28 protein-coding genes are annotated in these 25,983 nt (G+C 39.6%); 15 read left to right on the top strand and 13 right to left on the bottom strand.

Features of this window, described 5'->3' with window-relative positions; translation table 11 throughout:
* Positions 1 to 32 precede the first annotated feature (32 nt).
* The 5 genes from ACJJVZ_RS04770 to ACJJVZ_RS04750 all read left to right on the top strand — a co-directional run bounded on the left by ACJJVZ_RS04770 (position 33) and on the right by ACJJVZ_RS04750 (position 2,112).
* The gene (locus ACJJVZ_RS04770; RefSeq protein ID WP_138586210.1) at positions 33 to 662 is read left to right on the top strand and encodes a DUF6058 family natural product biosynthesis protein; all 630 of its coding nucleotides are present in this window, start codon (positions 33 to 35) and stop codon (positions 660 to 662) included.
* A 269-nt stretch (positions 663 to 931) separates the two neighbouring features.
* The gene (locus tag ACJJVZ_RS04765) at positions 932 to 1,126 is read left to right on the top strand and encodes a hypothetical protein (protein WP_405598594.1); all 195 of its coding nucleotides are present in this window, start codon (positions 932 to 934) and stop codon (positions 1,124 to 1,126) included.
* Between the two features lie 195 nt (positions 1,127 to 1,321).
* On the top strand, positions 1,322 to 1,492 hold the full coding sequence (locus ACJJVZ_RS04760; protein ID WP_405598592.1) for a hypothetical protein: 171 nt from the start codon (positions 1,322 to 1,324) through the stop codon (positions 1,490 to 1,492).
* A gap of 204 nt (positions 1,493 to 1,696) precedes the next feature.
* Positions 1,697 to 1,873, top strand: a complete 177-nt coding sequence (locus ACJJVZ_RS04755; RefSeq protein WP_405598590.1) for a hypothetical protein — start codon at positions 1,697 to 1,699, stop codon at positions 1,871 to 1,873.
* Positions 1,858 to 2,112 (top strand): hypothetical protein, encoded by a 255-nt coding sequence (locus ACJJVZ_RS04750; RefSeq protein ID WP_405621605.1) that lies wholly within the window; start codon positions 1,858 to 1,860, stop codon positions 2,110 to 2,112. Before ACJJVZ_RS04755 ends, ACJJVZ_RS04750 begins: the two co-directional genes overlap by 16 nt.
* Before the next feature lie 525 nt (positions 2,113 to 2,637).
* Here the strand turns inward: ACJJVZ_RS04750 and ACJJVZ_RS04745 are convergent.
* A complete protein-coding gene (locus ACJJVZ_RS04745) occupies positions 2,638 to 2,865 on the bottom strand; it encodes a hypothetical protein (protein ID WP_405598585.1) in 228 nt (75 codons plus the stop codon).
* A 13-nt stretch (positions 2,866 to 2,878) separates the two neighbouring features.
* Positions 2,879 to 3,346 (bottom strand): hypothetical protein, encoded by a 468-nt coding sequence (locus ACJJVZ_RS04740; protein ID WP_405598582.1) that lies wholly within the window; start codon positions 3,344 to 3,346, stop codon positions 2,879 to 2,881.
* Positions 3,347 to 3,731: 385 nt separating this feature from the next.
* Between ACJJVZ_RS04740 and chrA the strand changes: the two genes are divergently transcribed.
* Positions 3,732 to 4,889 (top strand): chromate efflux transporter, encoded by a 1,158-nt coding sequence (gene chrA, locus ACJJVZ_RS04735; protein WP_405599087.1) that lies wholly within the window; start codon positions 3,732 to 3,734, stop codon positions 4,887 to 4,889.
* Here the strand turns inward: chrA and ACJJVZ_RS04730 are convergent.
* From ACJJVZ_RS04730 to speA, 4 genes are all read right to left on the bottom strand, one after another.
* Positions 4,849 to 6,108, bottom strand: coding sequence for a mechanosensitive ion channel family protein (locus ACJJVZ_RS04730; RefSeq protein WP_077536340.1), 1,260 nt, complete (start codon positions 6,106 to 6,108; stop codon positions 4,849 to 4,851). The two genes, chrA and ACJJVZ_RS04730, sit on opposite strands and share 41 nt — an antisense overlap.
* Complete coding sequence (locus tag ACJJVZ_RS04725; RefSeq protein ID WP_182701648.1) at positions 6,105 to 7,025, bottom strand: acetyltransferase; 921 nt, start codon at positions 7,023 to 7,025, stop codon at positions 6,105 to 6,107. The genes ACJJVZ_RS04730 and ACJJVZ_RS04725 overlap by 4 nt, the downstream gene beginning before the upstream one ends.
* Positions 7,026 to 7,050: 25 nt before the next feature.
* The gene (locus ACJJVZ_RS04720; protein WP_182701649.1) at positions 7,051 to 7,929 is read right to left on the bottom strand and encodes an acyltransferase; all 879 of its coding nucleotides are present in this window, start codon (positions 7,927 to 7,929) and stop codon (positions 7,051 to 7,053) included.
* Between the two features lie 63 nt (positions 7,930 to 7,992).
* A complete protein-coding gene (speA, locus tag ACJJVZ_RS04715; protein ID WP_077536343.1) occupies positions 7,993 to 9,873 on the bottom strand; it encodes a biosynthetic arginine decarboxylase in 1,881 nt (626 codons plus the stop codon).
* A 198-nt stretch (positions 9,874 to 10,071) separates the two neighbouring features.
* Here speA and speE point away from each other — a divergent pair, with 198 nt between their 5' ends.
* Positions 10,072 to 10,935 carry a polyamine aminopropyltransferase gene (gene speE / locus ACJJVZ_RS04710; protein WP_182701651.1) on the top strand — a complete coding sequence of 288 codons (864 nt, stop codon included), beginning with the start codon at positions 10,072 to 10,074 and terminating at the stop codon, positions 10,933 to 10,935.
* A 59-nt stretch (positions 10,936 to 10,994) separates the two neighbouring features.
* On the opposite strand, the gene ACJJVZ_RS04705 is transcribed toward speE, so the two are convergent.
* Entirely contained in the window at positions 10,995 to 12,227 is a 1,233-nt protein-coding gene (locus ACJJVZ_RS04705; RefSeq protein ID WP_405598577.1) for a hypothetical protein, read from the bottom strand.
* The gene (locus tag ACJJVZ_RS04700) at positions 12,214 to 12,843 is read right to left on the bottom strand and encodes a methylamine utilization protein (RefSeq protein WP_193156488.1); all 630 of its coding nucleotides are present in this window, start codon (positions 12,841 to 12,843) and stop codon (positions 12,214 to 12,216) included. The genes ACJJVZ_RS04705 and ACJJVZ_RS04700 overlap by 14 nt, the downstream gene beginning before the upstream one ends.
* A 162-nt stretch (positions 12,844 to 13,005) precedes the next feature.
* Between ACJJVZ_RS04700 and ACJJVZ_RS04695 the strand changes: the two genes are divergently transcribed.
* The 3 genes from ACJJVZ_RS04695 (at position 13,006) to ACJJVZ_RS04685 (ending at position 16,758) form a co-directional block, all read left to right on the top strand.
* Positions 13,006 to 15,048 (top strand): glycoside hydrolase family 97 protein, encoded by a 2,043-nt coding sequence (locus tag ACJJVZ_RS04695; RefSeq protein ID WP_405598575.1) that lies wholly within the window; start codon positions 13,006 to 13,008, stop codon positions 15,046 to 15,048.
* A gap of 403 nt (positions 15,049 to 15,451) precedes the next feature.
* Positions 15,452 to 15,601, top strand: a complete 150-nt coding sequence (locus tag ACJJVZ_RS04690; protein ID WP_405598572.1) for a hypothetical protein — start codon at positions 15,452 to 15,454, stop codon at positions 15,599 to 15,601.
* Positions 15,598 to 16,758 (top strand): tryptophan 7-halogenase, encoded by a 1,161-nt coding sequence (locus tag ACJJVZ_RS04685; RefSeq protein WP_405598570.1) that lies wholly within the window; start codon positions 15,598 to 15,600, stop codon positions 16,756 to 16,758. Before ACJJVZ_RS04690 ends, ACJJVZ_RS04685 begins: the two co-directional genes overlap by 4 nt.
* A 163-nt stretch (positions 16,759 to 16,921) precedes the next feature.
* On the opposite strand, the gene envZ is transcribed toward ACJJVZ_RS04685, so the two are convergent.
* Both envZ and ompR read right to left on the bottom strand, forming a co-directional pair.
* A complete protein-coding gene (gene envZ / locus ACJJVZ_RS04680; protein ID WP_182701656.1) occupies positions 16,922 to 18,238 on the bottom strand; it encodes a two-component system sensor histidine kinase EnvZ in 1,317 nt (438 codons plus the stop codon).
* A gap of 5 nt (positions 18,239 to 18,243) precedes the next feature.
* Positions 18,244 to 18,963, bottom strand: coding sequence for a two-component system response regulator OmpR (ompR, locus tag ACJJVZ_RS04675; protein WP_077536349.1), 720 nt, complete (start codon positions 18,961 to 18,963; stop codon positions 18,244 to 18,246).
* A gap of 171 nt (positions 18,964 to 19,134) precedes the next feature.
* Here ompR and greB point away from each other — a divergent pair, with 171 nt between their 5' ends.
* From greB to ACJJVZ_RS04655, 4 genes are all read left to right on the top strand, one after another.
* Positions 19,135 to 19,617, top strand: a complete 483-nt coding sequence (gene greB / locus ACJJVZ_RS04670) for a transcription elongation factor GreB (RefSeq protein ID WP_405598567.1) — start codon at positions 19,135 to 19,137, stop codon at positions 19,615 to 19,617.
* A 98-nt stretch (positions 19,618 to 19,715) separates the two neighbouring features.
* Positions 19,716 to 20,027: a hypothetical protein gene (locus ACJJVZ_RS04665; protein WP_077536351.1), complete on the top strand. Its 312-nt coding sequence runs from the start codon at positions 19,716 to 19,718 to the stop codon at positions 20,025 to 20,027.
* Positions 20,028 to 20,077: 50 nt separating this feature from the next.
* The gene (locus tag ACJJVZ_RS04660; RefSeq protein WP_405598564.1) at positions 20,078 to 20,659 is read left to right on the top strand and encodes a CBS domain-containing protein; all 582 of its coding nucleotides are present in this window, start codon (positions 20,078 to 20,080) and stop codon (positions 20,657 to 20,659) included.
* Positions 20,660 to 20,827: 168 nt separating this feature from the next.
* Positions 20,828 to 23,152, top strand: coding sequence for a Tex family protein (locus tag ACJJVZ_RS04655; protein WP_405598562.1), 2,325 nt, complete (start codon positions 20,828 to 20,830; stop codon positions 23,150 to 23,152).
* Between the two features lie 80 nt (positions 23,153 to 23,232).
* Here the strand turns inward: ACJJVZ_RS04655 and ACJJVZ_RS04650 are convergent, their stop codons facing one another.
* From ACJJVZ_RS04650 to bioH, 3 genes are all read right to left on the bottom strand, one after another.
* Positions 23,233 to 24,087 carry a putative metalloprotease CJM1_0395 family protein gene (locus ACJJVZ_RS04650; RefSeq protein ID WP_405598560.1) on the bottom strand — a complete coding sequence of 285 codons (855 nt, stop codon included), beginning with the start codon at positions 24,085 to 24,087 and terminating at the stop codon, positions 23,233 to 23,235.
* 3 nt (positions 24,088 to 24,090) lie between these two features.
* Entirely contained in the window at positions 24,091 to 24,399 is a 309-nt protein-coding gene (locus ACJJVZ_RS04645) for a hypothetical protein (RefSeq protein WP_077536355.1), read from the bottom strand.
* A gap of 90 nt (positions 24,400 to 24,489) precedes the next feature.
* Entirely contained in the window at positions 24,490 to 25,227 is a 738-nt protein-coding gene (gene bioH / locus ACJJVZ_RS04640; protein ID WP_138584709.1) for a pimeloyl-ACP methyl ester esterase BioH, read from the bottom strand.
* 74 nt (positions 25,228 to 25,301) lie between these two features.
* Between bioH and ACJJVZ_RS04635 the strand changes: the two genes are divergently transcribed.
* Positions 25,302 to 25,979 (top strand): ComF family protein, encoded by a 678-nt coding sequence (locus ACJJVZ_RS04635; RefSeq protein ID WP_405599084.1) that lies wholly within the window; start codon positions 25,302 to 25,304, stop codon positions 25,977 to 25,979.
* Positions 25,980 to 25,983: the final 4 nt, after the last annotated feature.

Raw genomic sequence — 25,983 nt, 5'->3', positions numbered from 1 at the left:
CTTGTTAGAGCTTTCAAGGAGTATCCACGTAAATGGATCTTATCAATTACCTAAATGAAAACTATTATACTAAACAACAATTACTTAATTTAACCAAAATTAGTGAAGCTGAGCTTTCTTATTTTCAAGAAAAAAAAGTGATGCCAACCTGTTCATATAAATTATCGTTAAATTATTCTAGCGATTCATTCTTTGGTGAATTTAATAACCAAAACGAAATTGAATATTATGCTAAAGGATATTTATCATGGATTGATATGCTTAAGGTAACCGCTAATCTTCAAGATGTTTTCCCTATTTTTACCCAAAGGTATTCCAAGTCAGTATCAGAGTTAAAAGAAGCTGGGTTTACTTCTAATAATGCAAAAGTTAATTCAAAGCTTGAATTACATATTGAAGAAGAATGGGGCCATTTTTTAAACGGCATTTATGGCTTATGTACAAAGTCTGGACTTCCTGAAGATATAGCAGGTAAAGAGTTAGCTGTATTGCAGATTAGTGAAACTTTAGAACTAAATAAAGAAAAAATAGATCTTGAACAATTAACTAAAGCGGTTAATTTATTAGATAAATCTAGCTCTATGTTTGCACCACATGAGCGACTTAAGAGCTCTAGGCATCGTTTAATCGATGAAGTTCGACGTGAATATAAACTGAAATGAATTTAACTAGACAGCCACTTTAATTGTACAAATAATATTGTGCTGTTAATTTGCTTTTTAAGCTAAAAGTTCATCTCCTTTTACATCTTTACCCAAGCATCACTCATTAAACAAAATTTAGTATAGATGCCCGTGTAATTGTGTTTTCTGTTTAATTGATATGTCCTGTTTAATTAGTAATCCGGTGAATCAGTAAGCTTGTTGAAGTTTATGAGCGTTCAGACTATAAAGCTAGGAAAAAATTGAATATTACAACTGAGGTTAACTAAATGAATAGAAAAGAAGCAATGAAAATACTAGAAGATAATATTGAATCTATGCGCGAGCAAAGCGAAATACATAAAAAATCCGAGAAAGCTTTAGATAAAGAGCATCCAAAAGATTCATGTGTGATTGGCCCTAAAACAGAAGATGATTATCAAGATATGTTAAATGATATTAAGGAGTCTGGTGAAGATAAATAGCTGTGTGGTTCGGTCAAACAACTAATCGGGTAGCCGAAGGTCTCTAACCTCCACACCACTCATCATGCGTTTTTATTAGCGAGAACTGCAATGGGCGGTTCATCTCCCGTAATGAGTATTGCTCCAAATACCTCTTAATGACACAAACCTTATAAAGCTAAGTAGGCATTGCCTAGCGCAATATGTTAATCCCTTTTGTTTTTGACCACTACAATTGAGCTGCTTAAAGGTATTGGTGGCGAACTACAAAGTGGTGACTTCCCAATACATGACGAAATTTCAAACATGGTACTAGGGTCTGCTGATCTTTCAAGGTTAAATTTGCAGCAGTCTGTTTGGTATTTAGGCAAGGCAGAGCCTATGTAGTGTGGTTATTCCCCATAAATGGGCTATAACGCAGCATAAATGCCAAACATGCGCTGCCCAAAGGGTTCTTCCTAGGGGCTATTTACTCTTTGTTGCTCGGTTTTTACTTAGCCCACTAGGTTACAAACCTCGCGCCGCGATTAAATAGCCCCTAGTTTGAACAAATTTTAATCCGCAAAGTTCAACAGACCCTAAGGTAATTTAATGGAAAATTTTGATAAAATCTACGCTGTTAGCGTTAATGCAGGTGAATATCTACTTTTACAAGAAACGATGTTTGAGCAATCTATGCAGTTAACAAACAACGATATTTTTACTTTCGACGGTACGCCAAAAAATGATAATTGGCATCCTGTAGATGTTGATTGGTTGATTGGTTGATAGTTGAAGGTGAAACCCCGACTAACAAACCAGATATAGCTGCATGGGGGACTATGTCGCTCGCTATACCTATTGCTTTACAAAAAGTATTTGAGCTTACGTTAAAGGATTGTTGTGAATTTTTACCATTAAGCTTGAATGGTGAGAGTTGGTTTGCATTAAATATCTTAGGTCAGCAAGTAGCTATTAATGAAGAGCATACAGAGTTAAATTTTAAAAATGGCCGTGTTAACAGGTAAGGCGCTTTAAAAAGTTAGTCCTCAGTAAAGGTGCTATACAACAGGGTGGATTATTCAAAGTTAAGGGAGCCGGTATTTTCACCTTTTGTACAGATCAAAAGGACGGCCTACATGACTTGGTGAAACAGCATAACCTGAAAGGCTTAAAGTTTACTGAGGTAAATGCGGTTTAATGTATTAGCATTCGTTATTTGCTCTCTGAATTAGCGGTGTATGCATAAAGGCACTTTTGGTAACCGATACCACAAAAGCAATGGCCGCATCCGACCTTTTCCCACTTTCTGTTTGACTGACCGCATATATTAGACTGTCAGATTTGATTAAGCTCTATTAGCCACGCCTGACAAATAAAGAAATTAAACTAGACAGCCACTCTAATTGCACAAATAATATTGCGTCACTAAATTTACGTTTTTGGGCTAATAGTTAACCCTTTTTTATATAGTTACTGGAACCTGACTCATCAAACAAAATTTTGGATGAATGTCTGCGTAATTGTAATAGCGCAAAATAAAGAGTATTTGCCTAAGACTCTGAATACTTTTTATTATAAGTTAATAACCCAAAGCCAATTGGTATACAGGAAAAACAAAAAGCGCTTAATATTTCAAAGTCTGTAAAAAAGACTCCAAATATACCAACGACAATCATAATTCGACCGACTAACTTAAACCATGTTTTGGGAAGCAACCATGCAGCTCCCCCACCTAAAAGAAGAGAAAAAACGATTACCCACCAAGTAAACTCATCCATAGAAATTTACCTTCTACTTATATTGATTTCGAGAAATAGTATGTGATTGATATGACTTTTGAGGTCCAATCCCGCCATTCACATAAGCTTCTAATGATATTAAAATATCATCAATATGACGCTGAGGTAAATTATTAAGTGTCAACTTTCGAGCTCCCATACCGGCAGCTGAACCGGCAGCAAAATTAAGCCCTAAAGGAAGTGGGATCTTTCCTACGGCACCGCCAATAGCAGCCCCCACAGAATACCCAATAGCAACTCGTTGAGCATTTAATGCATCAACTTGAACTTCAGACAAGGGTGAAAAAATTGTTATAGATATAACACAAAGCCTGTCATTACTAATCATTCGATTATATAAACTTATCGCTTTCTCAGAAACGAGTCGATTAAGCTTCGTGAAAGAGCTAAAATTAATGCTATTAAGTACACCAATAGAATTGGGTTCAATGGGTATATAAAATGATTTACCTTCAATCAAGCCCTTTGCTATTCAATTAAACGGTGTACTGAGCTTAGTTAAGCTGAACGGCTAATATAAATATTGTGTCACTAAATTTACTTTTTAAGCTGTGAGCTCATCCCTTTTTATACCTTCACTCGCGCGTCAGTCATTATTCTTGGGCAATGGGCACATTCTGCCCTTTTCTGTTTTCTGCTTGACTTATCGCAATTTGTTATAAGCTCAACACTCTATGCAACACACGGATTGGAGCCCTATTAGCCACGCCTGACAAATAAAAATAGACTTATTTAATTTAAAACAGCGCGCTTTAAGTTATATACGCTAACTAATGTGCCATTTTAATAAAAATGTCATACTCCCTTGTGACAATTTAATGAATTTCACAAAGGATATTAGCGCAATGTTGTTTGCTATTTTTAGACAGTTTTTTTTACTAGGGTGCATGAGCTTTGGCGGCCCTGCTGCGCATTTAGGTTATTTTAAACGCCACTTTGTAGACTCGTTAAATTGGTTAACTAACACGCGTTACGCACAACTTATTAGTTTAAGCCAAGCACTGCCAGGGCCTGGCTCTAGCCAAGTTAGTTTTGCGATTGGTGTTGAGCGGGCTGGGGTACTTGGTGGTATAGCTGCGTTTTTAGGCTTTACTCTGCCTTCGTTTTTAATAATGGTGCTGCTTGCGGTTAGTGCCCATCAGTTTGATGCTGTTTACTTTGCTATTATTGCAGGCTTAAAGTTATTTGCCGTTGTTATAGTCGCTGATGCAACACTTAGTATGGCTAAAAGCTTTTGTACTAGTATTACACTTAAGCTACTTGCGGTAATGAGTACACTTGCTTTGGTGTTGTTTCCGATGCTTGGTACACAAATCGCTATTTTAATAACCGCTGCAATTACGGGTGCAATATGGCCTTTATTAAAACTCGGCTCACCAACTGAAACAGAAAATACGAGTAGCAAAAAAAATAACATCAATTGGATTGCACTGGGGCTCTTTGCACTACTACTAGCCGTTAGCTTTTTTCCTCTAGGTCAAGAATTTGCTTTGTTTGCGCCTTTTTATCAAGCAGGTGCAATGGTATTTGGCGGCGGGCATGTAGTGTTACCAGTATTACAAGCAGGTGTCCCTGCGTTAACTGATGATCAATTTTTAAGTGCTTACGCGAGTGCACAAGCGGTGCCAGGGCCTATGTTTACTATTGCTACTTACTTAGGCGCACAACTTACTACAGAGCAACCTTTAGTGGGTGCTCTTATAGCTACACTTCTTATATTTATGCCTGGTTTTTTACTTATGCTGGCGTTTCAGAAGAGTTGGATTAATTTGGCAAGTAAGCCACGTTTTGCAAGCTCAATAGCGGCGCTTAATGCGGCAGTAGTCGGTTTTTTAGCGGCGGCACTGTATTCGCCAATTTGGACTTCGGCTGTGCATAACCTTTGGCAAGTAGCTTTAGTGATACTCGCGTTTGCATGGCTGCGATTTAAAAAGCCACCTATTTGGTGGCTATTAATCGTATTTATTGCTGTGGGTCTTGGCCAGCATTATTGGGCACTTTAATACTAGGCTTATCTATTTGCGGTGTGTTTGTTGGTGGGCTTAATTGCCCGCTAACACTTTGATAAGCTCGTAACCCAAAAATAGGCAATACAGCCAATAAATGATCCATTATTTCGGCTTGCAAGTGTTCGTACGAAATCCAGCGTTTATCTTCACTAAAGCAATAAAACTCAATCGGTAAACCATGATTAAGTGGTTGTAGCTCTCGTACCATTAAGGTCAGTGAGGTATTAATTTTGCTGTGTTGCTTTAAATAACCTTCGGCATAGCGGCGAAATAGCCCCAAGTTAGAGACAGGATCGGGCAATGTGGTGATGCGAATATATTCGTGTAGCGGGATTGCAGCGTTAATTTGCTTTCTAAACTCGTCACCCACCAAGCAAATGCTATTCATATCAATATTAAGTGAACGCTTAATACGTCGCCCACCGGATTCTTGCATGCCTCGCCAATTTTTAAACGAGCCCGCCACCAACATATAAGTAGGAATGGTTGTGATGGTATTATCCCAGTTACGCACTTTTACGGTATTTAACCCTAAATCAATCACCTCGCCATCAGCGCCATAATTTTCTACTTGGATCCAATCACCATACGTTACCAAACGATTTGCAGCAATTTGAATGCTCGCTACAAAGCCTAATATAGTGTCTTTAAATACCAATAATGTAACCGCCGCAATTGCGCCAAAACCAGAGAGAATATAGGTAGGCGATTTTTCCAGCACTATGCTCACAATTAAAATGCCACATACAATAAAGGTAATGAGCTTAACAACCTGAATTAAACCCTGGATAGGCACTTCACGGGCAAATTCAAGCTGGTTATAAATAGCGCCAGCAATACTCACTATGCTGCTTATAATAAAGCCAACGTAGATAATTAATAAAGCCTGCCCTACCGTTTTTAATATTTCGGCGGCCAATTCGTTAACCGGATAAACACTGTCGAAAGTCGCTAAAAACAAAACACAACAAAGCAACCCTGCAATGCGTTTGTTGAGCTTGGTTAACATTGGAGAAAGTGCGCCAATACGCTCAGGAGACAATTTGGTGACGACCTTTTGAATGCCTGGCAGCATTAAACGACGTGTAAACAAATATAAAATGAGTAAAGAGCATACCCCGATTGCTGTGGCGGTAATTGAGCTAAGAAAATTTGCATCGGGTACTTTTTCAAACCAAGGAGCAATTAACTCCTGCAGGTGTGTGTTGGTCATAGTGTTTCAATTTCCTTACTGATTTTTGGCTCTGGTAAGTCTTGTTGCGCATAGATATCGGCAAGTTGCTGATCTTTAGTAACCCATAGTTCATTCACATAATGTTGAAAATTGGCTTTAAATACGTCATCACTTTGATAACTGCCCTGCATTTTCTCATCAATAGGGATAACCTCAATCGACACATAAATAGAATCCAATTCACCTTTTAACAAGTTACGGCAAACATGATCGGTTTTACCGCTGTAAACTAAACTTGTATTGAGCATGGCATCAAATTGATCGGCTAACACTTCAAGTGCAAAAGCAATACCGCCAGCTTTAGGCTTTAGTAAATGTTTAAAGGGACTTTGTTGCAAGCTATGCTTAGCTGGCGTGTAGCGTGTACCCTCTACAAAATTAATGATAGTTGTTGGGTGATGACGAAAGTTACGACAGCTATGTTTGGTACGCTCTACATCCAGCCCTTTGAGCTTAGGATTTTTAGCAAGTTGTGCTTTGCTTACCCGTTTCATAAACGGCATACCCATAGCCCACGCACCAGTGCCTATAAAGGGCACGTATTTGAGTTCATCTTTTAAAAAAAACTTAGGAGCTGGCAATGCATGTAATGAGCTAAGTACGGTTATATCTAACCAGCTTGCGTGATTACAAATCAGTAAATACCAGCTTTTTGAGTTTAAATCGCCACTAATATCAACCACAATATTCGGACAACCTAACCAAAGCCCTAAACGATTGCCGTTACACCAACCACGATAAGCGCTATGCAATATAGAATTAACAATAGATAAAGGAAGCAATAACTTAATAAGGCCCAGCATTAATACCAGCGAGCCAAAAAGTATGACATTAGAAAACAATACACAGCCTACAATTAAGCCGTTAAGCCAGTTTGGTAACCATTTTTTTAGCATAACCGTAAGCTCATATTTTTACCTTTTATTTAGGGATGTTTTCAAGCGATTGTAATGTTTGCTCTTTGTCTTCCCATAAACGATTTAGTTCACTTTGAAAGCGCACTCTAAATTCAGAGTCACCGGTGTAGTCACCAATTAACTCTTCGCTTACCGGCCTTACTTCCACGTGTATGTTAATATTTTTTACTCTGCCACCAGCAAAATCCATAAAAGTAGGAATACCATCAGGGTAATGAATGGTGACATTAACTACTTTAGTTATTTGCTCACCCATTGCTTGCATTACAAACGCGATACCGCCCGCTTTTGGCTTGAGTAAGTGTGGAAATGGACTATCTTGACGCTTGTGTTTGGACGCTGTAAAACGCGTACCTTCCACGAAGTTAACCACACTTACCGGCATTTCTTTGAATTTTTCGCAAGCTTTACGCGTTGTTTCTAAATCTTTGCCACGTAGCTTAGGATTCTTTTTTAATTGGCTTTTACTGGTACGCGTCATAAATGGGAAATCAAGCGCCCACCAACATAATCCTAAAATAGGCACGTAAATAAGCTCTTTTTTCAAAAAGAAGTTTAAAAATGGAATTTTACGATTAAATACGCGCTGCAATACTAAAATATCGACCCAGCTTTGGTGGTTTGCAATAACCAAATACCAATCTTTTAGCTTAAGATCTTCAAGGCCACTTACGTTAAGTTTTGTTGGCGTAAACAACTTTTGATTTAAGCTATTAAAGGTAACCCAAACAGTTGCGAATTGCTTAGCAGCCCAGCTCATTATTTTTTGTAATGGCTTGATTGGAATAAGCTTTATAAGCCCACAAATAAAGATAGGTACAAACCAAAAGAGTGTGTTTATTGCGTACAAAATAATACTAAGTACACCGCGAATAACTGACATTACTTCTACTTCCTTTAAACATGGCGCAGCAACTTTATTGCTGCGCTTTAAGTTGCTTACAAATTAATCTTCAAAATAAGTATAGCCTTCAAGGCCTGCATTAAGCTCAGCTAAGTAACCTTCTTTACACTGCGTCGATACATCAAGTTTATTAACTTGATACGCAAAGTTATCGGCTAAAATGGCGCTATCATAGTCAACAAACTTTAATACATCCTTAACGCTATCACCTTTTATGGCATTGGTTAATACATAACCATCGTCGTTAAGCTCCACATGCACAGAATCAGTATCGCCAAACAAGTTATGTAAATCACCTAAAATTTCTTGATACGCCCCGACCATAAACATGGCAATATGATATTGCTCACCGTGCTTGTATTCTGGAATTGGTAAGCTGGTTTCAATACCCGCTCCTTCAACGTATTCACGGATTTGCCCGTCAGAATCACAGGTAATATCTTGAATAATCGCACGTTGCGTCAATGGTTGAGTTAAATTTTCGATTGGCATAACCGGAAATAACTGCTGAATACCCCACACATCTGGCAATGACTGAAACAATGAAAAATTAACAAACAACTTATCAGCCAACTTTTCGTTTAAATCATCGAGTACTTCTCGATGAGCACGCGCATTATTACTAAGCGATGCACGTACACGGTGTAAAATAGTAAAGTAAAGCTGCTCTATTTTCGCCCACTCTACCATGCTCACTAAACCATGCACGTATTGATCGTGCGCCTCGCTAAATAGGTGCATAGCATCGTGATAAATTTCTAGCGCCATACGCGGATTTAAACGCTGTAAACACTGCCACATTTCATCGAGTACTAATGCGCTGTTTTCAAGCGGTGCTTCTGGATTTAAATAATTTGGCGCTTTTTCTACATCAATAACATCGGTAATTAACACGGCATGATGGGCGGTTAATGCGCGACCTGACTCGGTGATAATAGCCGGATGCGTAAGGTTATGCTGGTCGCACACTTCGGCAAATGCATTCACTACATTACGCGCATATTCTTCAACCGTGTAGTTCATCGAACACGCACTGCGTGAGCCAGAGCCTTCGTAATCAACACCTAAACCGCCACCCACATCAACCGTATTTAGCGGTACATTTAATTGCGTAAGTTCAGCAAAGTGGCGTGCACATTCACGTAAAGCGCGGTGAATATCGCGAATATTGGCAATTTGGGAACCAATATGAAAATGCACCATTTGCATTAAGTGCAATTTGTTATGCTTTTTAAGCACTTCAACGGCGCTTAGCACTTGACCCGCTGTTAAACCAAATTTGCCTTTTTCGCCACCGGTATTTTGCCATTTGCCTTTGCCGACTGAATTTAGGCGAATGCGAATACCAATAGCAGGCTCAATGCCTAGGTTGTCTATTTCTTCAAGTAGTGTGGTCAATTCTGACAACTTTTCTACCACAATTTTTACGCTGTGCCCCATTGCTTGACCAATACACGCTAAGCGTAAAAACTCACTGTCTTTATAGCCGTTACACACAATAGTAATTGGCTCTTTTGCTACACCCAAAATGGCCATCAGCTCTGGCTTTGAGCCTGCTTCTAGGCCAACAAGCCCGCTTGGGTGCGCTAATAGTTTACTGACTACGGAGCGCTGCTGATTTACTTTAATTGGGTAAACGCAGGTGTATTTACCATTGTACTCACGATTTGCTCGTGCTTGCGTAAATGCATTTGTGAGCGTGTCTACACGGTTTTGTAAAATATCGGTAAAGCGCACTAAAACCGGCAACGTTAAACCTTGTTGTTTAAACTGCTCAGTTAATTGCGTTAAAGAAATGGCCGGTTTTGTTTGGTCGCCATCAGGGTAAGCCACCAGTTCGCCTTGTGCGTTAATATCAAAATAACCATCGCTCCAATGAGCAACGTTATAAGTAGCGCGTGCTGTTTCTAAACCCCAGGTCATGGCAACTCTTCTTTAATCAATTAGGTATAAAGGCGCATTTTAATACGTCATGATCTCCTAGGCTAACAAAAATTGAACTTTCACTCACTCCTAACTAACTTTATTCGTTAAATCAGTTAAAATGTCGTTGAGCAAAACGCCAAGCACTGGCAGAATTGCCCCTTTTTCATACTCAACCTAAAAAGTGTAATAGCAACTATGGCAAATTTAGATCAAAGTAAGTGGTTTACTGAAATTAGCGACCGCGATGGCAGCGCATTTTCATTACGTATTAACAAAAAGTTAGATGAAAAACAGTCTCCTTTTCAGAAGGTAGAAATGTTTGAAACCACAGACTTTGGTAATTTAATGATCATCGACGGGTGTACTATGGTAACAACCCGCGAAAACTTCTTTTATCATGAGATGATCAGCCACCCTGCACTTTTAGCACACCCAAACCCTAAAAACGTGGTTATTATTGGTGGTGGCGACTGCGGTACTTTACGCGAGGTATTAAAACACCCAGGCGTAGAAACTGTAACGCAAATAGACATAGATGAAGTAGTTACGCAAATGTCGTTAAAGTACTTCCCAGAGCTTTGCGAGTCTAACAACGACGCCCGTGCAACAGTGATGTTTGACGACGGTATTAAATATATGCGCGAAGCGGCTGGCGAATCCATTGACGTGGTTATTGTTGATGGCACAGATCCAGTAGGCCCAGGCGAAGGTTTATTTAATCATGCATTTTATACAAGCTGTTTAAATGCACTGCGCCCAGGTGGTATTTTAGTGCAACAAAGTGAATCACCACTTATGCATATGCCATTATTAGTTGAAATGCGCGAAGCAATGTTAAGCGTAGGCTTTAACGATTTACAAACACTGCCATTCCCGCAACCAATTTACCCAAGTGGTTTATGGTCGGTAACACTTGCACGTAAATCACAAGCATTTGACGGTTTTAGAGAAGACGGCGCAGCACAAATAGCCGAGCAAAGTGAATACTACAACAGTGGTATTCACCATGGTGCACTCGCGACACCTAACTACATGAAACGCGCGTTTGATAAAAAATAATCTATACCCATTTTATTAAACTAAAAGGGGAGCTTTTATAAGCTCCCCTTTTTTATGCTTTAAAATCGCCATTGCGCGTTTAACATTACTTGTTGCTGCGAGATTCGTTCATTAAAGTTTATTGCCGCCCTATTTGCAGCAAAGCTTTTAAGTGCTGACGCCTCTATCCCTAGTTGTATTTTTTTACTAAGGTCATAACGCCATGTTGCTGTTAACCCTTCGCCATAACTTGCATTGGGGTCAAACGCAGTGGTGTCGTTGTCAGTTACTTTAAAATAATCGTAACGTAACGACACCCTGTGTTTATTTTCTTTATGACTGAGCATTACATAATGACTATAAAAGGCATTATTTATTAGTAAGTTACCCCCCATTGCCGTTTTGCCATTAAGTATTTGTGCAATTAAACGTGTTTTTTTACTAAATTTATATAACCACGCAGTACTCACAAAGCGGGTATCCCATGCATACTGCCCAGAACTAATATTCACCTTAGTGGGATCGCCATTATTATCGTAGTAATACACTCGAAATTGTGACTGTTTTAAGTAATCCCAATGCATACCCACGTAATAGCCAAAGCGTCCGTCTACTTCTTCAAATGGGAGAACTTGGTTAGCCTGCCAGCGTAACTCATATTCATTTAAGGCGGCTATAGACGCAAATTTTACATTTTCGTTCAACGTTGTTTGCCTGTCATGTAGTGCGAAACCTCGCCAAGATAACAACGTGCCAGCAGGGTCGTTGCCTTTAAATGTAGCGCCTACAACACTAAAGCTATGTGCGCTATTAAAGCGTTTAGCTGGGCGCTTAATAGTTACTTCTGCACCAACAGCACGTACTTCTTCACCAATCCAACTGTTAATAGCTGAGTTTGTGTAGTTATAAGGAGAAGTCCAGCCTATATCAGGATTTTCTAACGACATCAGCGGGTAAAAGCCACCTACGCGCACGTGCCATTTATAATCACTGTTAGAGAGTGGCTGATACTTTACATAAGCTTGCGTAAACCCCAAGCCAACGTCAGGATCTTGATTAGCGTTTAACACACCATGGGCCGACCAGCTAGATGCTAAATCAACACTAAAATCTAAAATACCTTGGGACAAAGTAAGCTCATCACTTTGAGTATCGTGGCGATACAAACCAATGCCTCCTTCTTGCCAACTAAGCACGTTATCACCTTGTACAGCTCTAATTTGTAATAGGCCTTTTACCTGTGCATTCGATGCGCAGCAAAACAAGACGGCACAGCTTAACAATGTTGCCTTAAAAAAATTATTCGTAATCATCAAATTCATCCGTGACGAAGTCAATTTGCTCAATTATTGCCTGCTTCACTTTATAGGTAAGTGGTGTTGAGCTTATAGTTACAGGTTCTGATTCAACATTACTGATATCGCCAAACCCAGAGTGCCATACACTTAATTTGTACTCGCCTGCTACCGCTGTTAATTCAACCTTGCCAGTGTCATCAGTAATCGCAAAAATGGTGCTATCAACCACAACTATATAGCCCAGCATCCAATCGTGAATATTACAACCAAGCTCGACAACGCCTGTTTGTTCAAACACTAAAGGTGCTTTAGGTTGCTCTTTATAAAGCTTTAATTCAAATGTTTTAGCCTCAGAAAATGAGTAAACATGATGCATAATAGAATCAGCATTAGGGAACTCCACTTTGGCATTTTGCGGAACGACTAAAATACGCGGTGTAAATTCTCTATTTTTTTGACTCATTGAATAAGGTGTACTGGGTAAAGTAATTTTCTCTGAGGTATTTTTTGCAGTTAACCACACAACAGCATTAGCTATGGGCTCATTTTTTGTATTTTTAATTATTATGCTAACTGCTGCGGCTTGCCAGCTTGAGACCATTAATATGGTAAAGACGAAAAATTTGATCATTAGCTTCCTAATTCTTATTTTCAATTTATTTACATTATAGACCGAGTAGCTTGATAATTTCTTTCTCTTTTTTATAACATTGAATACGTATGTAGAAAGTCGTATTCCTTAACAACTGCCTTTATGCTGATTAATTCACACTGACACACCCAAGGATCAACAATGAGAACATCAGCACTCTTACTTTTAGCTTTTTCGAGTGGTTGCTTTGCTCAGACAGCTACGCTGCAATCTCCTAACGGCAATATAAAAATTATAATATCAGATGAACAAAGTACGCCTACTTACTCTATTGATTTTAAGAATAAGCCCGTAATAAACAACTCAGCTCTTGGATTTGAATTTAAACAACAAGCCCCTTTTAGTGAAGGCTTTAAAATCACCAAAACTCAAGATCGCACTATAGATACACAATGGCAATTACCTTGGGGTGAACGCCAAACTGTTACCGATAATCATAATGAGATTGCTGTAACATTTAACAAGACGCAGCCTCAAGGCGGCACTTTTACCGTTAGGTTTAGAGCATTTAACAATGGTGTTGGCTTTAGATACGAAGTACCAAAACAGGCTGGTTTTGACAACATAGAAATAACAAAAGAACTGACCGAATTTGCTATAACCAATAGTAACGATGCCACGGCATGGTGGATCCCTGCTCGTGGTTGGAACCGTTATGAGTATGTTTATAACACCACCCCGCTAAATGATGCGGCTTTAGTACACACGCCATTTACTTTTAAAAATAAAGACGGCATACATTTTAGTATCCACGAAGCTGCCCTTGTTGATTACGCAGCAATGGTACTTAATCAGCGCCGCCCAGGTACATTTCAGGCCGATTTAACACCTTGGTCAGATGGGATTGCAGTTAAAAAGCAAGGGGCATTTACTACGCCATGGCGCACGATTCAAATGGGTGAAAGTGCCGTAGATTTAATTAACTCTGACATTATTTTAAACCTAAATGAGCCGAATAAATTAGGCGATGTATCTTGGGTTAAGCCTGGTAAATATGTTGGTATTTGGTGGGGGATGCATATAAATACCCAAACATGGGGGAGCGGCGAAAAACATGGCGCGACCACTCAAACAACTAAATACTATATGGACTTTGCAGCACAATATGGTTTTGATGGTGTGTTAGTTGAGGGTTGGAACATTGGCTGGGATGGCGATTGGTTTTCTAATGGCGATGTATTTAGCTTTACCCAACCTTATGACGACTTCGATATAGCCGCGCTTACTCAATACGGTAAAGAAAAAGGCGTGCAGCTCATTGGTCATCACGAAACATCCGGCAGTGTAAGTAACTATCGTAACCAAATGGAGGATGCGTTTACTCTTTACGAAAAATCAAATGTAAGCCAAGTAAAAACAGGCTACGTAGCCGATGGTGGAAATATTAAACGTATCGACGAAAACGGGATAGCTCGCCATGAATGGCACGATGGCCAGTTTATGGTTAACGAATATCTTTATAACGTAAAGCTGGCTGCTAAACATAAAATTAGTATTAACACCCACGAACCAATTAAAGATACGGGTCTTCGTCGTACTTATCCAAACTGGATTGCCCGCGAAGGTGCACGCGGACAGGAGTTTAATGCATGGGGCACGCCTCCAAACCCACCAGAACACGTACCAATGCTTGCTTTTACCCGTATGCTGGCAGGTCCAATGGACTTTACCCCTGGTATTTTTGATATGAGCTTTAATGGCCTAGGTGCCGATACTAATCGTCCGCAAACTACGCTTGCTAAGCAACTGGCACTTTATGTGGTGTTATATAGCCCAATTCAAATGGCGGCCGACTTACCTAAAAACTATTTAGCTAAACCTGATGCATTTCAATTTATTCAAGATGTACCCACAGATTGGCAACAAAGCATTGCGCTTGATGGTGAAGTTGGCGACTTTATTGTGTTTGCACGCAAAGAGCGAAAAAGTGATAAGTACTCAGGAAATGACTGGTATTTAGGCGCTGTTACCGACGAAAAAGCTCGTACTATGACAGTGCCATTAGACTTTTTAGAGCAAGGTAAAAAGTTTGAAGCGCAAATTTATAAAGATGGTCAAAATTCAGAGTGGAAAAATAAACCATACGACTTAACTATCGAAAAACGTATCGTTACTGCAAGCGATAAACTAACGCTTGAACTTGCTACCAGTGGCGGTGTCGCGATTCGCTTTAAAGCACTTTAAAGCGCCGATGTAATAAGCATCGTGGATATTGAATCAGCTGCAGTAAATTTACTGCAGCTGGTTTAAGTAGTGATTTATTTCTGCCTGATATCTTGCCAATAAACCTTGCTCTATAATTAACCTGAACTGTGGATAATAAATCTATCTCAAACAGCTATTTTCAGCGCTAAATTTACTGAAATTTCTGGCTAGAGAAAAATAAACTTAAACGCTCATCTGCTTAAATGAATTTTGGGCATAAAAACTCATCCATTCTAAACATCATGTTAGCCGCTGTAATACTCTGTAATAGATTTCTCTGAGTGCATCACCTACCCTTTGTCAATATTCTTAAAAAATTGGTAGCTAAATACCATATTTATTCAATATAAACATCTCAATCGCTGAGAAAGGAATATTCGCCGTGGCTAACAAAGAAAAATCAACGTTCTCATTCATTCATCACAAGCTAGATAAATCAAGCAATGAAAACGCCATGCGCTTATCGAATATTATAATTATTTTATCTCTCGATGTACCTAGCACGCTCAACCTAGCGATGAAACATTCATGATTAAAAGCGATGAATTAAATAGCAGTGTTGTAATAATTGGTGCAGGTGTGGCTGGCTGTATTGCTGCGCTTGCTTTATGTGACTCTTATAAAGTAACACTCATCGATCAATCTGCATTTCCTGAGGAACGTATTGGAGAGTGTTTGGCACCCGCAGCAAAACGGATTTTACAACAGCTCAATTTGTTAGACGAGTTTGAAGGCCTATTAGAAACAGATATCGCACTTCCCCATCATTTGCATAATGCCGGAATAAAGATAAATTGGGGTCAAGAGGCACGTCACATTGCAGATAATCTTAGTAATACCGATGGATTCGGCTGGAGGCTCGATCGTAAAAAGTTCGAACTTTTTTTACGTGAAAAAGCTCAGCAGCGTGGTGTAGAGTGCATTTGGCCTGTCAAACTTAGCAACAGTCAATACCAAGGAAATTCGTGGCATATCACCCTTGTTAATTCCGATCCAGACTCAAGCACAGCGCAAGAAACAAATATAGCATGTCCATTCGTTATTGATGCGACAGGTCGTCAAGCTCATTTCGCCAAAAAATACACTAATCGTCAGCAAAATGATCGCCTAATATCATGCTGGGCAACGCTAGCTGATAACAGTGAAAATAAATTGGGTGATATTGTCTCAACTGAGAGTGGCTGGTGGTATAGTGCGCCACTTCCAAACCAACGTCGTGTTTTAGCCTTTCAAACCGATTCAGATCTCATTCCTAAAGAACTGCATCGCGATCCATTGTTTTTTATTCAACATGCTCAACAGCAACCAGCACTAGCAAAGTTATTAGATAACAATCAAGAAACATTAGATCTACAAGGCATTGTAAGCGCTAACTCAACACGTTTAAATACTTTCTCTGGTCAACAATGGGCCGCATTAGGTGATGCAGCTATGAGCTTTGATCCCTTATCATCGCAGGGGATTTTTAACGCAATGGCAAGCGCGATGCAATTGGCATTACTGCTTCAAAAATCAAATATACTAAAAGTTATCGATAACGATATACAACAGCACTTTAATAAAACCTATCAGCAACAAATAGAGCAAATATGGCGTCATTATTTACATCACCAGCACTATTTTTATCATCAAGAACAACGTTGGTCGAGCATGCCTTTTTGGCAGCGTAGGCATCAATATAGAGCATAACGAATGAACCACATCATAGTTAACCTGAACTCTGGATAATAAATCGATCTTGAGCAACTATTTTCAGCGCTAACCGCGTTGAATTTATTTGCAATAGGCCAGCTATTGACGCGTAAATTCGCCTTGCTTTCACTGAAAATCTCTTAACCAGAGCTCAGGTTAGTTATTCTTTTGGACTAATATGCTTTAAAGGCAAATAAACTTTCGCACTTAATCCGCCCTCAGGCCGATTAGAAAGTTTGACCTTTCCATCGTGCATATCAATAATTCGCTTAATAATAGCAAGACCTAAACCACTGCCTTCACTGCCACGCGCGGCATCACCTTGCTTAAATGGCTCAAACACTGATTCAAGTTCACTTTCAGGGATCCCTGGCCCATTATCTTTCACTTCAATAACTGCATATTTTTTATTTGAATTAAAGTAACTAAGTACTTCAATATCCCCTTCGGAGTAGCGTCGAGCATTTCCTATCATATTCGTTATAACGCGTTTAATTGCCACTATACTGAGCGGGATTTTACCAATATTAGGATTACTCTTAAATGTAATTAAACGTTGATGCTGCAGCTCAGAGTGCACAACCTCCGCCACTAAAGCATTAATATCTTCGCAAATAAGCTCTTCACGCTTATGGTGACGTAAGTACTCTATAAATTGATCAATAATGCCGTTCATATCTTCAATATCGTAAATAATTCCGTCACGCAAAAATTCATCCGTATCTGCCATCATTTCAGTCGCTAAACGAATACGAGTGAGCGGCGTACGTAAATCGTGAGACACACCCGCCATTAATAATCGACGGTCATTTTCAAGCTCAGCAATACCGCGCGACATTTGATTAAATGCTCGCGTTACCTCAATTACTTCTGTGGAACCTTGCTCTCCTACTTTAGTTGAAAAGTCCCCTACACTCACTTTAATCGCCGCTTGTTGTAATGCTTTTAAAGGGCGATTCAAGTGCCTAGCAAACAGCCAACCACCTAGCACACTTAAAAATCCGATACTTGATAAGTAAAAAGTTAAAAACTCTAGATTATTTTCTTTAAATCCAATTAATGGCACTTTTACCCAGTAACCAGGGGCCTGTGGAGCCTCCACCCAATATATCAGCGGGCCAGTTTGGCTAATTCTTACTCGCGAAAAACCGTCCAGCTGCTCAGACATACTCCGTGATAACCCTGAGTACTCGCGACTTTGACCAAGTCCATTACGCATAGCTTCTCGTTGAGTCATGACTTCTATGCCTGTGATCTCAAAAAACTTTTCTGAAACCTCATCATTGATCTCTACGCCATCTTCCCAATCAATAAATACTGTTTTAATTTGTTTGGCGAGCATTAAATTAACTTGCTCAATAGTCGGCTTTACAACATATAAACTCACTGTTACGTAAGACACGATTTGGTTTATTAGCAGCAATGCTGCTACTAAAAAAACCGTTTGCCCAAATGCACTGCGTGGAAACATCCCCATATAAATTACTTTTCACCATCCGGCACAAACACATAGCCCAAACCCCATACAGTTTGGATATAACGCGGGTTAGCGGCATCAATTTCGATCATCCGACGAAGTCGAGATACTTGCACATCAATACTTCTCTCAAGCGCACTGTAATCTCTACCTCGCGCTAGATTCATTAGTTTATCTCGACTAAGCGGCTCTCGCGGATGAGATACCAGCGCCTTAAGCACAGCAAACTCACCACTCGTTAAAGAAACTGTTTTATCGCCTTCACTCATTTCGCGCGTTGCTAAGTTAAGCGTAAATTTACCAAATGCGATTAGATTTTCTTCTGCGGCGGGAGCGCCCGGCACTTCTTTTGCGCGACGGCGTAAAATAGCTTTAATACGCGCAAGCAACTCGCGAGGATTAAACGGCTTAGGAATGTAATCATCAGCCCCTAATTCAAGGCCGATAATACGATCTACTTCGTCACCTTTAGCGGTGAGCATAACAATAGGGATTTCATTTTCTTTTTGACGTAAACGGCGACAAATCGACAAACCGTCTTCACCAGGGAGCATTAAATCGAGAACCATTAAATGAAAATTTTCACGTTCGAGGAGCCTATCCATTTGCTCTGAATTACCTGCGGTTCTAACGATAAAGCCTTGCTCTACTAAATAACGTTCAAGCAAACTACGTAAACGCATGTCGTCATCAACAACCAATACTTTTGTGGTTTCGTGTCCCATTGTCTCTTTCTTATTTTTATATCCAATTACTGGTTAATATAAATGAAAAACCTAATAATCAAAACTAATTACCCGCTTAGATTGTTACTGAACATTTCAAAAATTTTAAACTCGACAAATTTTACTAATTTTATTACCTTGCCCAACATGAGCATTTAAAAAGAATATACCGTGAAAACAAATTTAGTTACCCGCGAAGGCTACTTACAGCTGCAACAAGAACACGATCATTTATGGAATGTAAAGCGCCCTGAAGTTACAAAAATAGTGAGCTGGGCAGCAAGCTTAGGTGATCGTTCTGAAAATGCAGATTATCAGTACAACAAAAGATTACTGCGCCAAATAGATCGCCGCGTGCGTTATTTGCGCAAACGCATTCCCGATCTGAATATTATTGATTATTCCTCCGTTCAAGATGGAAAAGTCTTTTTTGGCGCATGGGTCGAAATTGAAAACGAGCAAGGCGACATTAAAAAATTCAGAATTGTAGGGCCTGACGAAATTTACGACCGTAAGGACTATATTTCTATTGACTCACCGATGGCACGTGCATTAATTAAAAAACAGGTTGATGACGATTTTGCAGTAATGACGCCACAAGGTAAAAAAGAGTGGTATATAAATTCTATTGACTATCAAAAAAATATATCGTAGGTTTTGATTCAGATCATGTTAACTTTTGATTGTTTAAATTATACCAATAAGCTATAAATGAATTTACTCAAAATTTGAGATTAGTTAAGGTCGTCGTTATGTCAAACGTAGTACAGCGCATATTAAGTAATGCCGTATTGTTTGCACTTTTAATGGGTGTAAGCTTAACGCTGCACGCCAACGCTACCGAAGCTAATTTAGATCATGTAACAACCTCTAATCATTTTATTGCTTGTGATGTTCCTGACCAAGTAAACCTAGACCTTGACGCAGATTCTTTCGTTAATGTTACTTCCTTTAAGGCGCCTCAACCACTCCCTAAAGACACGCACTCGTTTTACGAGAGTTCAATTTTAGACAGACCTTTTAGCACGGCTTATCAGCGTGGACCACCTAGCTATTCAATTTAACTCATTGTTTTAAATGTTGATTAAATTTTATAACTAATAAGGTGACTATTATGTCTAACTTTAAAGAATTGCGTACTCAAAATATTTCTCACGGCGTTATTGCTAGCACATTTGTAGATGAGCAACCATTAATTGATTTAACCTCTCCAGCACTAAAAGTAGTAAACAGCTTTACTCAAAAAATACCTGTCCGTGCACAACACGAAACAACAATTGAGTCGGCACTTAAGCAAATTAATGCCCAACAGTCTGATTTTATTTTGGTCACTGATGATACTCATAAATTGGTTGGCATTGTTTCTAGCGCTGATTTGCAAAGCTCAAAAATTACGATTATTGCCCAACGTTTAAATACCCCCCGTAGCGAAGTTAGTCTACGCCATATAATGACACCAATCAGCCAGTTGATGGGGGTAAGCATGCAAAGCTTAAGCTACTCATGTATTGGTGATGCGCTGCAAACTATGGAACATCAAGGTGTTATGTTCTTATTAGTTACTACATCTAATAACGAAATTTGCGGCTTAATCTCGGCTCGTCAAATTGCTAAAACATTGCATATTCCACTGCATATTAGCCCTATTGCTCACTCATTCAGTGAAGTATTAGAAAACATAGAGCACCCTCATTAAGGGTCCTTTTGACAGCATAATACTCCCCCCGAGCCAACCATCTTAAAGCAAGTGAAATAGCTTGCTTTAAGAGCTTTTTATTACAACCTCCTGTGATATTATTCAAGCAATTAGCCGTATCAGTTAACTACGTTAGCTGGTCTTATTTTTGTTTAAAAAGGTTTTTGCATGAGCGATATCTCTGCACGTTTAGCCGGTGAGCTAAATGCACAGCAACACCAAGTTGTTGCTGCAACAAAGTTACTTGATGAAGGCGCGACAGTTCCTTTTATTGCCCGTTACCGAAAAGAAGTAACCGGTGGTTTAGATGACACCCAATTACGCCTTTTAGAGCAGCGTTTATCCTATCTACGTGAACTTGAAGAACGCCGTAGCTTTATTTTATCAACTATCGAATCTCAAAATAAATTAACCGCTGAGCTAAAGGCTGATATTACTACTGCCCAAAGTAAAACTGAGCTTGAAGATTTATATCTCCCATATAAAGCAAAGCGACGCACTAAAGGCCAAATAGCAATTGAAGCTGGTTTAGAGCCACTTGCCGATGCGCTTTTTAAAAACCCTAATCTAGATCCTGAGCAACAAGCTGAGCAATTTATCAATGCAGAGAAAAGCTTTGCTGATATAAAAGCAGTCCTCGATGGTGCTAAATTTATTTTAATGGAACGCTTTGCGGAAGACGCTAAGCTACTCGCTAAATTTAGAAGCCATATTAGCCAAAATGGGGCGATTGAGAGCACGCTCGTCAAAGGCCAAGAACAAGCTGGTGCAAAATATCGCGACTACTTTGAGCACCAAGAACTTCTAAAAAAAGTTCCTTCACACCGTGCGCTTGCAATGCTCAGAGCTCGCAATGAAGGCATACTACAGCTAAATGTTAACCCTGAGCCGAGTGCTGAAAACCCAGCTCAATTATGCGCTAACATGATTGCAGAGCATTACCGTTTAGATATTAAATATAAAGCGGCAAGTCCTTGGCTTTTAAGCGTTGTCCAATGGGCATGGAAAGTTAAGTTAGGGTTGCACCTAGAAAATGAATTTTTTGCAGCTATGCGTGAAAAAGCCGAAACTGGCGCAATTGATGTATTTGCTAAAAACTTAAAAGATTTACTCATGGCAGCCCCTGCAGGTCCACGCACTACGCTTGGACTTGATCCAGGCCTGCGTACTGGTTGTAAAATTGCGATTGTAGATAGCACAGGTAAGCTACTCACCACACAAACTATTTTCCCGCATGCACCGCAAAACCACTGGGATAAATCGTTGCGTACGTTAGAGCAACTTTGTCGCCAACATAAGGTCGAGTTAATTGCAATTGGTAACGGCACTGCATCACGCGAGTCCGATAAGCTAGTTGCTGAGCTGATGAAAGCAAACACAGAACTTAAACTTAATAAAATTATGGTGAGCGAAGCCGGTGCATCGGTATATTCAGCCTCTGAATTTGCCGCTAATGAATTTCCTGATTTAGACGTTTCTTTACGAGGGGCTGTCTCTATTGCGCGTCGTCTACAAGATCCACTTGCAGAGCTTGTTAAAATTGAGCCTAAATCAATTGGTGTGGGTCAGTACCAGCACGATGTATCGCAAAGCCAATTAGGGCAAAGCCTTATTTCTGTTGTAGAAGATTGTGTAAACTCAGTTGGCGTAGATTTAAATATGGCGTCTGTACCATTGCTTACACGCGTTTCTGGTTTAAACAAAACCTTAGCGCAGAATATTGTAAATTATCGTGATACTAACGGTTCATTTACTAAACGTAGTGAGCTTAAAAAAGTAGAGCGTTTAGGGCCAAAAGCATTTGAACAAGCCGCAGGTTTTTTACGTATTAATAATGGTAGCGATCCGCTAGATAACTCATCAGTACACCCTGAAGCTTACCCAATTGTTAAGCGTATTTGTGAGCATAATAGTGTTGATGTAAATAGCTTAATCGGCAATAGTGATTTTTTAACAAAACTTGCAGCCAACGATTACACTGACGAAAAATTTGGTCTACCAACGGTTACCGATATTATTACTGAACTTGATAAGCCAGGTCGAGATCCTCGCCCTGAATTCAAAACAGCTGAGTTTAAAGCTGGCGTTGAAAAAATTAGCGATCTAAAGCCAGGTATGATTTTGGAAGGTGTCGTTTCTAACGTTGCCAATTTTGGTGCATTTGTTGATGTAGGTGTTCATCAAGATGGTTTAGTGCATATTTCAGCAATTACTAATAAATTTATATCCGATCCGCGTGAAGTAGTTAAAGCTGGCGATATTGTAAAAGTTAAAGTAGTCGAAGTTGATGCTTCTCGTAAGCGTATAAGCTTTACTATGCGCTTAGATGACGACATTGATACTAGCAGCAATAAACCAACAGCTTCGCAAAAGCCACAAACACGCACTAATAATTCACAACCTCGAGCTGCCAAGACAAAACGTGATAACGGTAACGCCTTAATGGGAAATGCGTTTGCTGATGCATTTGCTAACGCTAAAGTGAAAAAATAATACTCGTACTACTGATGAATTATTACTAAAACGAAAAAAACCGCGTAAGCGGTTTTTTTGTGGTTACTTTTGCTAAATTATTAACTTAACGCTGAAAAACTACTTTGACTCGCGGGAGAAGTGGCCATTTGATAAAAGTTTGCAATACGCCCTGCACGTGCTTCAACATCTACATTGCGAGTAGGCTCATCACTTTTGGTTATTTCAGCGTCGTTATTCTCATTACTAGAAAATGAAGCCTTTGCTGTATTTTTTGTTTTTTCGTCATTTTCACTTTTTGGTTGTGCAAGTTCTGCTTGGGCTGCTGCTAACTTTTGCGTAGCGTCTGCGGCAATTGAACGATCAGCTCCTGAAGGCTCTGCAGGCGCAAGCGCTGCTGCGCGCACCGTCTGCATTTTATCAATAGTCGCCTGTGGATCGCCGGGTATTTCTGATACATCTATTTGCACTTCCCCGCCAACGGCGTAGTTAGAGCCATCGGGACCACGTTGATATTCATAACTTGGTGAGCCAGCATACTGGCCGCCAACAGACGCATGTGCTTGCTCGTGTATTCTTACCTCTGTATCTCGAGCCTTAAGTTCTTTAATTTGTAATTGTTCTTGCTCTAACTGCTGCTCTTCTTGCTCAGATTCTTTTTGCTCACTTGAATCGCTTTCTTGCTCGGAGCCATCAGGGTTCTCAGAGTTTCCATCACGTTGCTGAACTGATTTTTCGTCTATAACTTTTCCGGTTGCGTCATACGTTGCACCATCACTTCCGCCAGGTAGCTTTGCTTTTTCAGCGTCACTTTGCGCTTTGGTTTCTGTATTACTCGCACTATTTGATGCAGGGGCAGGTATAACTTCTCGCAGTTGGTTGTCACGCCGTGCGGTTTCCGTATAAACATTTGCAGTGTTTATATTGATAGACGGAAATGGCGTGACAATATTCATAAACTAAACTTTAATGTCAATTAATGTACCCAGTACATCATCAGCCGTTTGAATTGATTGCGTATTCGCTTTAGCGTTAAACTCCTCAACTTTTAAGTTAACGAGTGCTTCATCAATACGAGCTGGCTGTGCTACTGGAGCTGTTATGGCTTCTTCAGGACGTGCTGCAGTAAGCTGACGCTGCTGCGCTAGTTGCGCATCGTCTTGCTGTTCAATAGTGGCTCGATTAATCTCAGCACTGGCTTTTTCAACACCTTGGCTAGCACGATTAAACCCTTCAACACCGTTATTAAATACAGATCCGATTGGCATATTAAAACCTCCACCAAATAAACATTGTCTAATTATCGCTCAGGTTATGCACAAAATAAAGCTTTAAACGGTGCTATTTTTAGTTCAATTTTAAAGCATTGATTTAGCAATAGATAAAAATTCTTTTTTATGAGAAATAAATGGGGCATGTGATGCTTTATCGAGTACTTCGTATTCAAACTCAGGATTTAGTACTAACATTTCTGCGATCGCTCGATACGGCACTAGTGCATCTAAACGTCCAAATATTGCTTTAATAGAAACCGGACAACGAGTGAATAAGTCACGTAAGTCTTCGTTTTGCAAAATATCTAAACCAGCAATAAGCGCTTCAGTATTAGGAGCGCTGTACTTATTTAGTAATTGCTTAAGTTGCTTTATATCTTCCCGTGCTGACTCACTTCCCATAGCTTGAATAGCTAAAAAGCGCTCTATGGTTTTTTCTCGGTGATTAACTAACTGCTCTTTAAATTGATCCAGCACATTAGCTTTAATACCAGGCCAATGTGCTTGTTCTGCAAAAAATGGTGTTGATGCCACTAATATTATTTTCGATACTTTGTCAGGCCAATGCTTAGCAATGTATAAAGCAAATAAGCCACCTAATGACCAGCCCATTAAAATTGATTGTGGCTTTAGTTCTTCACTTAAAAGTGCTGCAGCATCGTGCAATGTATAGGGGCTTGGGCAAGTAGCGCTGTTGCCAAATCCGGGTAAATCAAGGCTGCGTACCCCCCCTGAATATAAAAACTCAAGTTCTGGCTGGATCAACTGCCACACCCCTTGGTTCATTCCCCAACCATGTAATAATACTAACTCGTTTTGCATATTCGCATAATCTTAACCAAACTTAAGCTCATAATAACGATTAGGAAGGTGATTGCAATGTGTGGTTTAAAGCAATGACGAATACTATTTTTGACTGGCTGTTTCCCTCTTCTTGTGTGCAGTGTGAAAACATCATTAATGCACATTTAGGGTTGTGCGATTACTGCTTAGCAGACTTACCATTGTTTGATCTAAGTATTCACGCTAATTTACTCAATCGCCCTGATATTGCACAGATGTTTCCTAATTGCGAATTCGATAAATTATTCGCATGTGCATTTTATCAATCTCCGTTTGAGCTATGGCTTAAACAACTTAAATTTAATAATCAAATTTATTATAAAAAGGCACTGCGACAAGTTATTAAAAGGCAACTGATACATTTTTTTGATCATCATCCTTTATTACCCGATATGTTTATAATTTTACCGCTACACACAAGCCGCTTTTTAAATCGTGGATTTAATCAAGTAAGCCAAGTATGGCATCCATGCTTAGCTAATTACGCGCCATTGAGTAACGTACTTATTCGCAGTAAAAAAACCCAAGCGCAATCAGAGCTATCAAAAGCAAAACGCATTAAAAACTCAAAAGATGCGTTTATTTGTACAGCGGATATCAGTGGTAAAACAGTCGCTATTATTGATGATGTGATGACAACAGGTGCAACATTAAACGCAGCAACTAATACACTAAAACAAGCAGGCGCTAAACAAGTGTGGGCTTTTACAACTTGCTTAACGCCTATTTAATTAT

Source organism: Pseudoalteromonas sp. Ld19, from assembly GCF_045064135.1.
Taxonomy (GTDB): Bacteria; Pseudomonadota; Gammaproteobacteria; order Enterobacterales; family Alteromonadaceae; genus Pseudoalteromonas; species Pseudoalteromonas aliena.
The sequence above is the reverse complement of the archived record's forward strand: the minus strand, read 5'-3'. Positions and strand labels throughout refer to the sequence as shown.

Bases quoted from the DNA above. Each gene is read 5' to 3' on its own strand.
- ACJJVZ_RS04770 (WP_138586210.1), top strand. From the start codon at position 33: ATGGATCTTATCAATTACCTAAATGAAAACTATTATACTAAACAACAA.
- ACJJVZ_RS04765 (WP_405598594.1), top strand. From the start codon at position 932: ATGAATAGAAAAGAAGCAATGAAAATACTAGAAGATAATATTGAATCT.
- ACJJVZ_RS04755 (WP_405598590.1), top strand. From the start codon at position 1,697: ATGGAAAATTTTGATAAAATCTACGCTGTTAGCGTTAATGCAGGTGAA.
- ACJJVZ_RS04745 (WP_405598585.1), bottom strand. From the start codon at position 2,865: ATGGATGAGTTTACTTGGTGGGTAATCGTTTTTTCTCTTCTTTTAGGT.
- chrA (WP_405599087.1), top strand. From the start codon at position 3,732: ATGTTGTTTGCTATTTTTAGACAGTTTTTTTTACTAGGGTGCATGAGC.
- ACJJVZ_RS04730 (WP_077536340.1), bottom strand. From the start codon at position 6,108: ATGACCAACACACACCTGCAGGAGTTAATTGCTCCTTGGTTTGAAAAA.
- ACJJVZ_RS04725 (WP_182701648.1), bottom strand. From the start codon at position 7,025: ATGCTAAAAAAATGGTTACCAAACTGGCTTAACGGCTTAATTGTAGGC.
- ACJJVZ_RS04720 (WP_182701649.1), bottom strand. From the start codon at position 7,929: ATGTCAGTTATTCGCGGTGTACTTAGTATTATTTTGTACGCAATAAAC.
- speA (WP_077536343.1), bottom strand. From the start codon at position 9,873: ATGACCTGGGGTTTAGAAACAGCACGCGCTACTTATAACGTTGCTCAT.
- speE (WP_182701651.1), top strand. From the start codon at position 10,072: ATGGCAAATTTAGATCAAAGTAAGTGGTTTACTGAAATTAGCGACCGC.
- ACJJVZ_RS04705 (WP_405598577.1), bottom strand. From the start codon at position 12,227: ATGATTACGAATAATTTTTTTAAGGCAACATTGTTAAGCTGTGCCGTC.
- ACJJVZ_RS04700 (WP_193156488.1), bottom strand. From the start codon at position 12,843: ATGATCAAATTTTTCGTCTTTACCATATTAATGGTCTCAAGCTGGCAA.
- ACJJVZ_RS04695 (WP_405598575.1), top strand. From the start codon at position 13,006: ATGAGAACATCAGCACTCTTACTTTTAGCTTTTTCGAGTGGTTGCTTT.
- ACJJVZ_RS04685 (WP_405598570.1), top strand. From the start codon at position 15,598: ATGATTAAAAGCGATGAATTAAATAGCAGTGTTGTAATAATTGGTGCA.
- envZ (WP_182701656.1), bottom strand. From the start codon at position 18,238: ATGGGGATGTTTCCACGCAGTGCATTTGGGCAAACGGTTTTTTTAGTA.
- ompR (WP_077536349.1), bottom strand. From the start codon at position 18,963: ATGGGACACGAAACCACAAAAGTATTGGTTGTTGATGACGACATGCGT.
- ACJJVZ_RS04665 (WP_077536351.1), top strand. From the start codon at position 19,716: ATGTCAAACGTAGTACAGCGCATATTAAGTAATGCCGTATTGTTTGCA.
- ACJJVZ_RS04660 (WP_405598564.1), top strand. From the start codon at position 20,078: ATGTCTAACTTTAAAGAATTGCGTACTCAAAATATTTCTCACGGCGTT.
- ACJJVZ_RS04655 (WP_405598562.1), top strand. From the start codon at position 20,828: ATGAGCGATATCTCTGCACGTTTAGCCGGTGAGCTAAATGCACAGCAA.
- ACJJVZ_RS04650 (WP_405598560.1), bottom strand. From the start codon at position 24,087: ATGAATATTGTCACGCCATTTCCGTCTATCAATATAAACACTGCAAAT.
- ACJJVZ_RS04645 (WP_077536355.1), bottom strand. From the start codon at position 24,399: ATGCCAATCGGATCTGTATTTAATAACGGTGTTGAAGGGTTTAATCGT.
- bioH (WP_138584709.1), bottom strand. From the start codon at position 25,227: ATGCAAAACGAGTTAGTATTATTACATGGTTGGGGAATGAACCAAGGG.
- ACJJVZ_RS04635 (WP_405599084.1), top strand. From the start codon at position 25,302: ATGACGAATACTATTTTTGACTGGCTGTTTCCCTCTTCTTGTGTGCAG.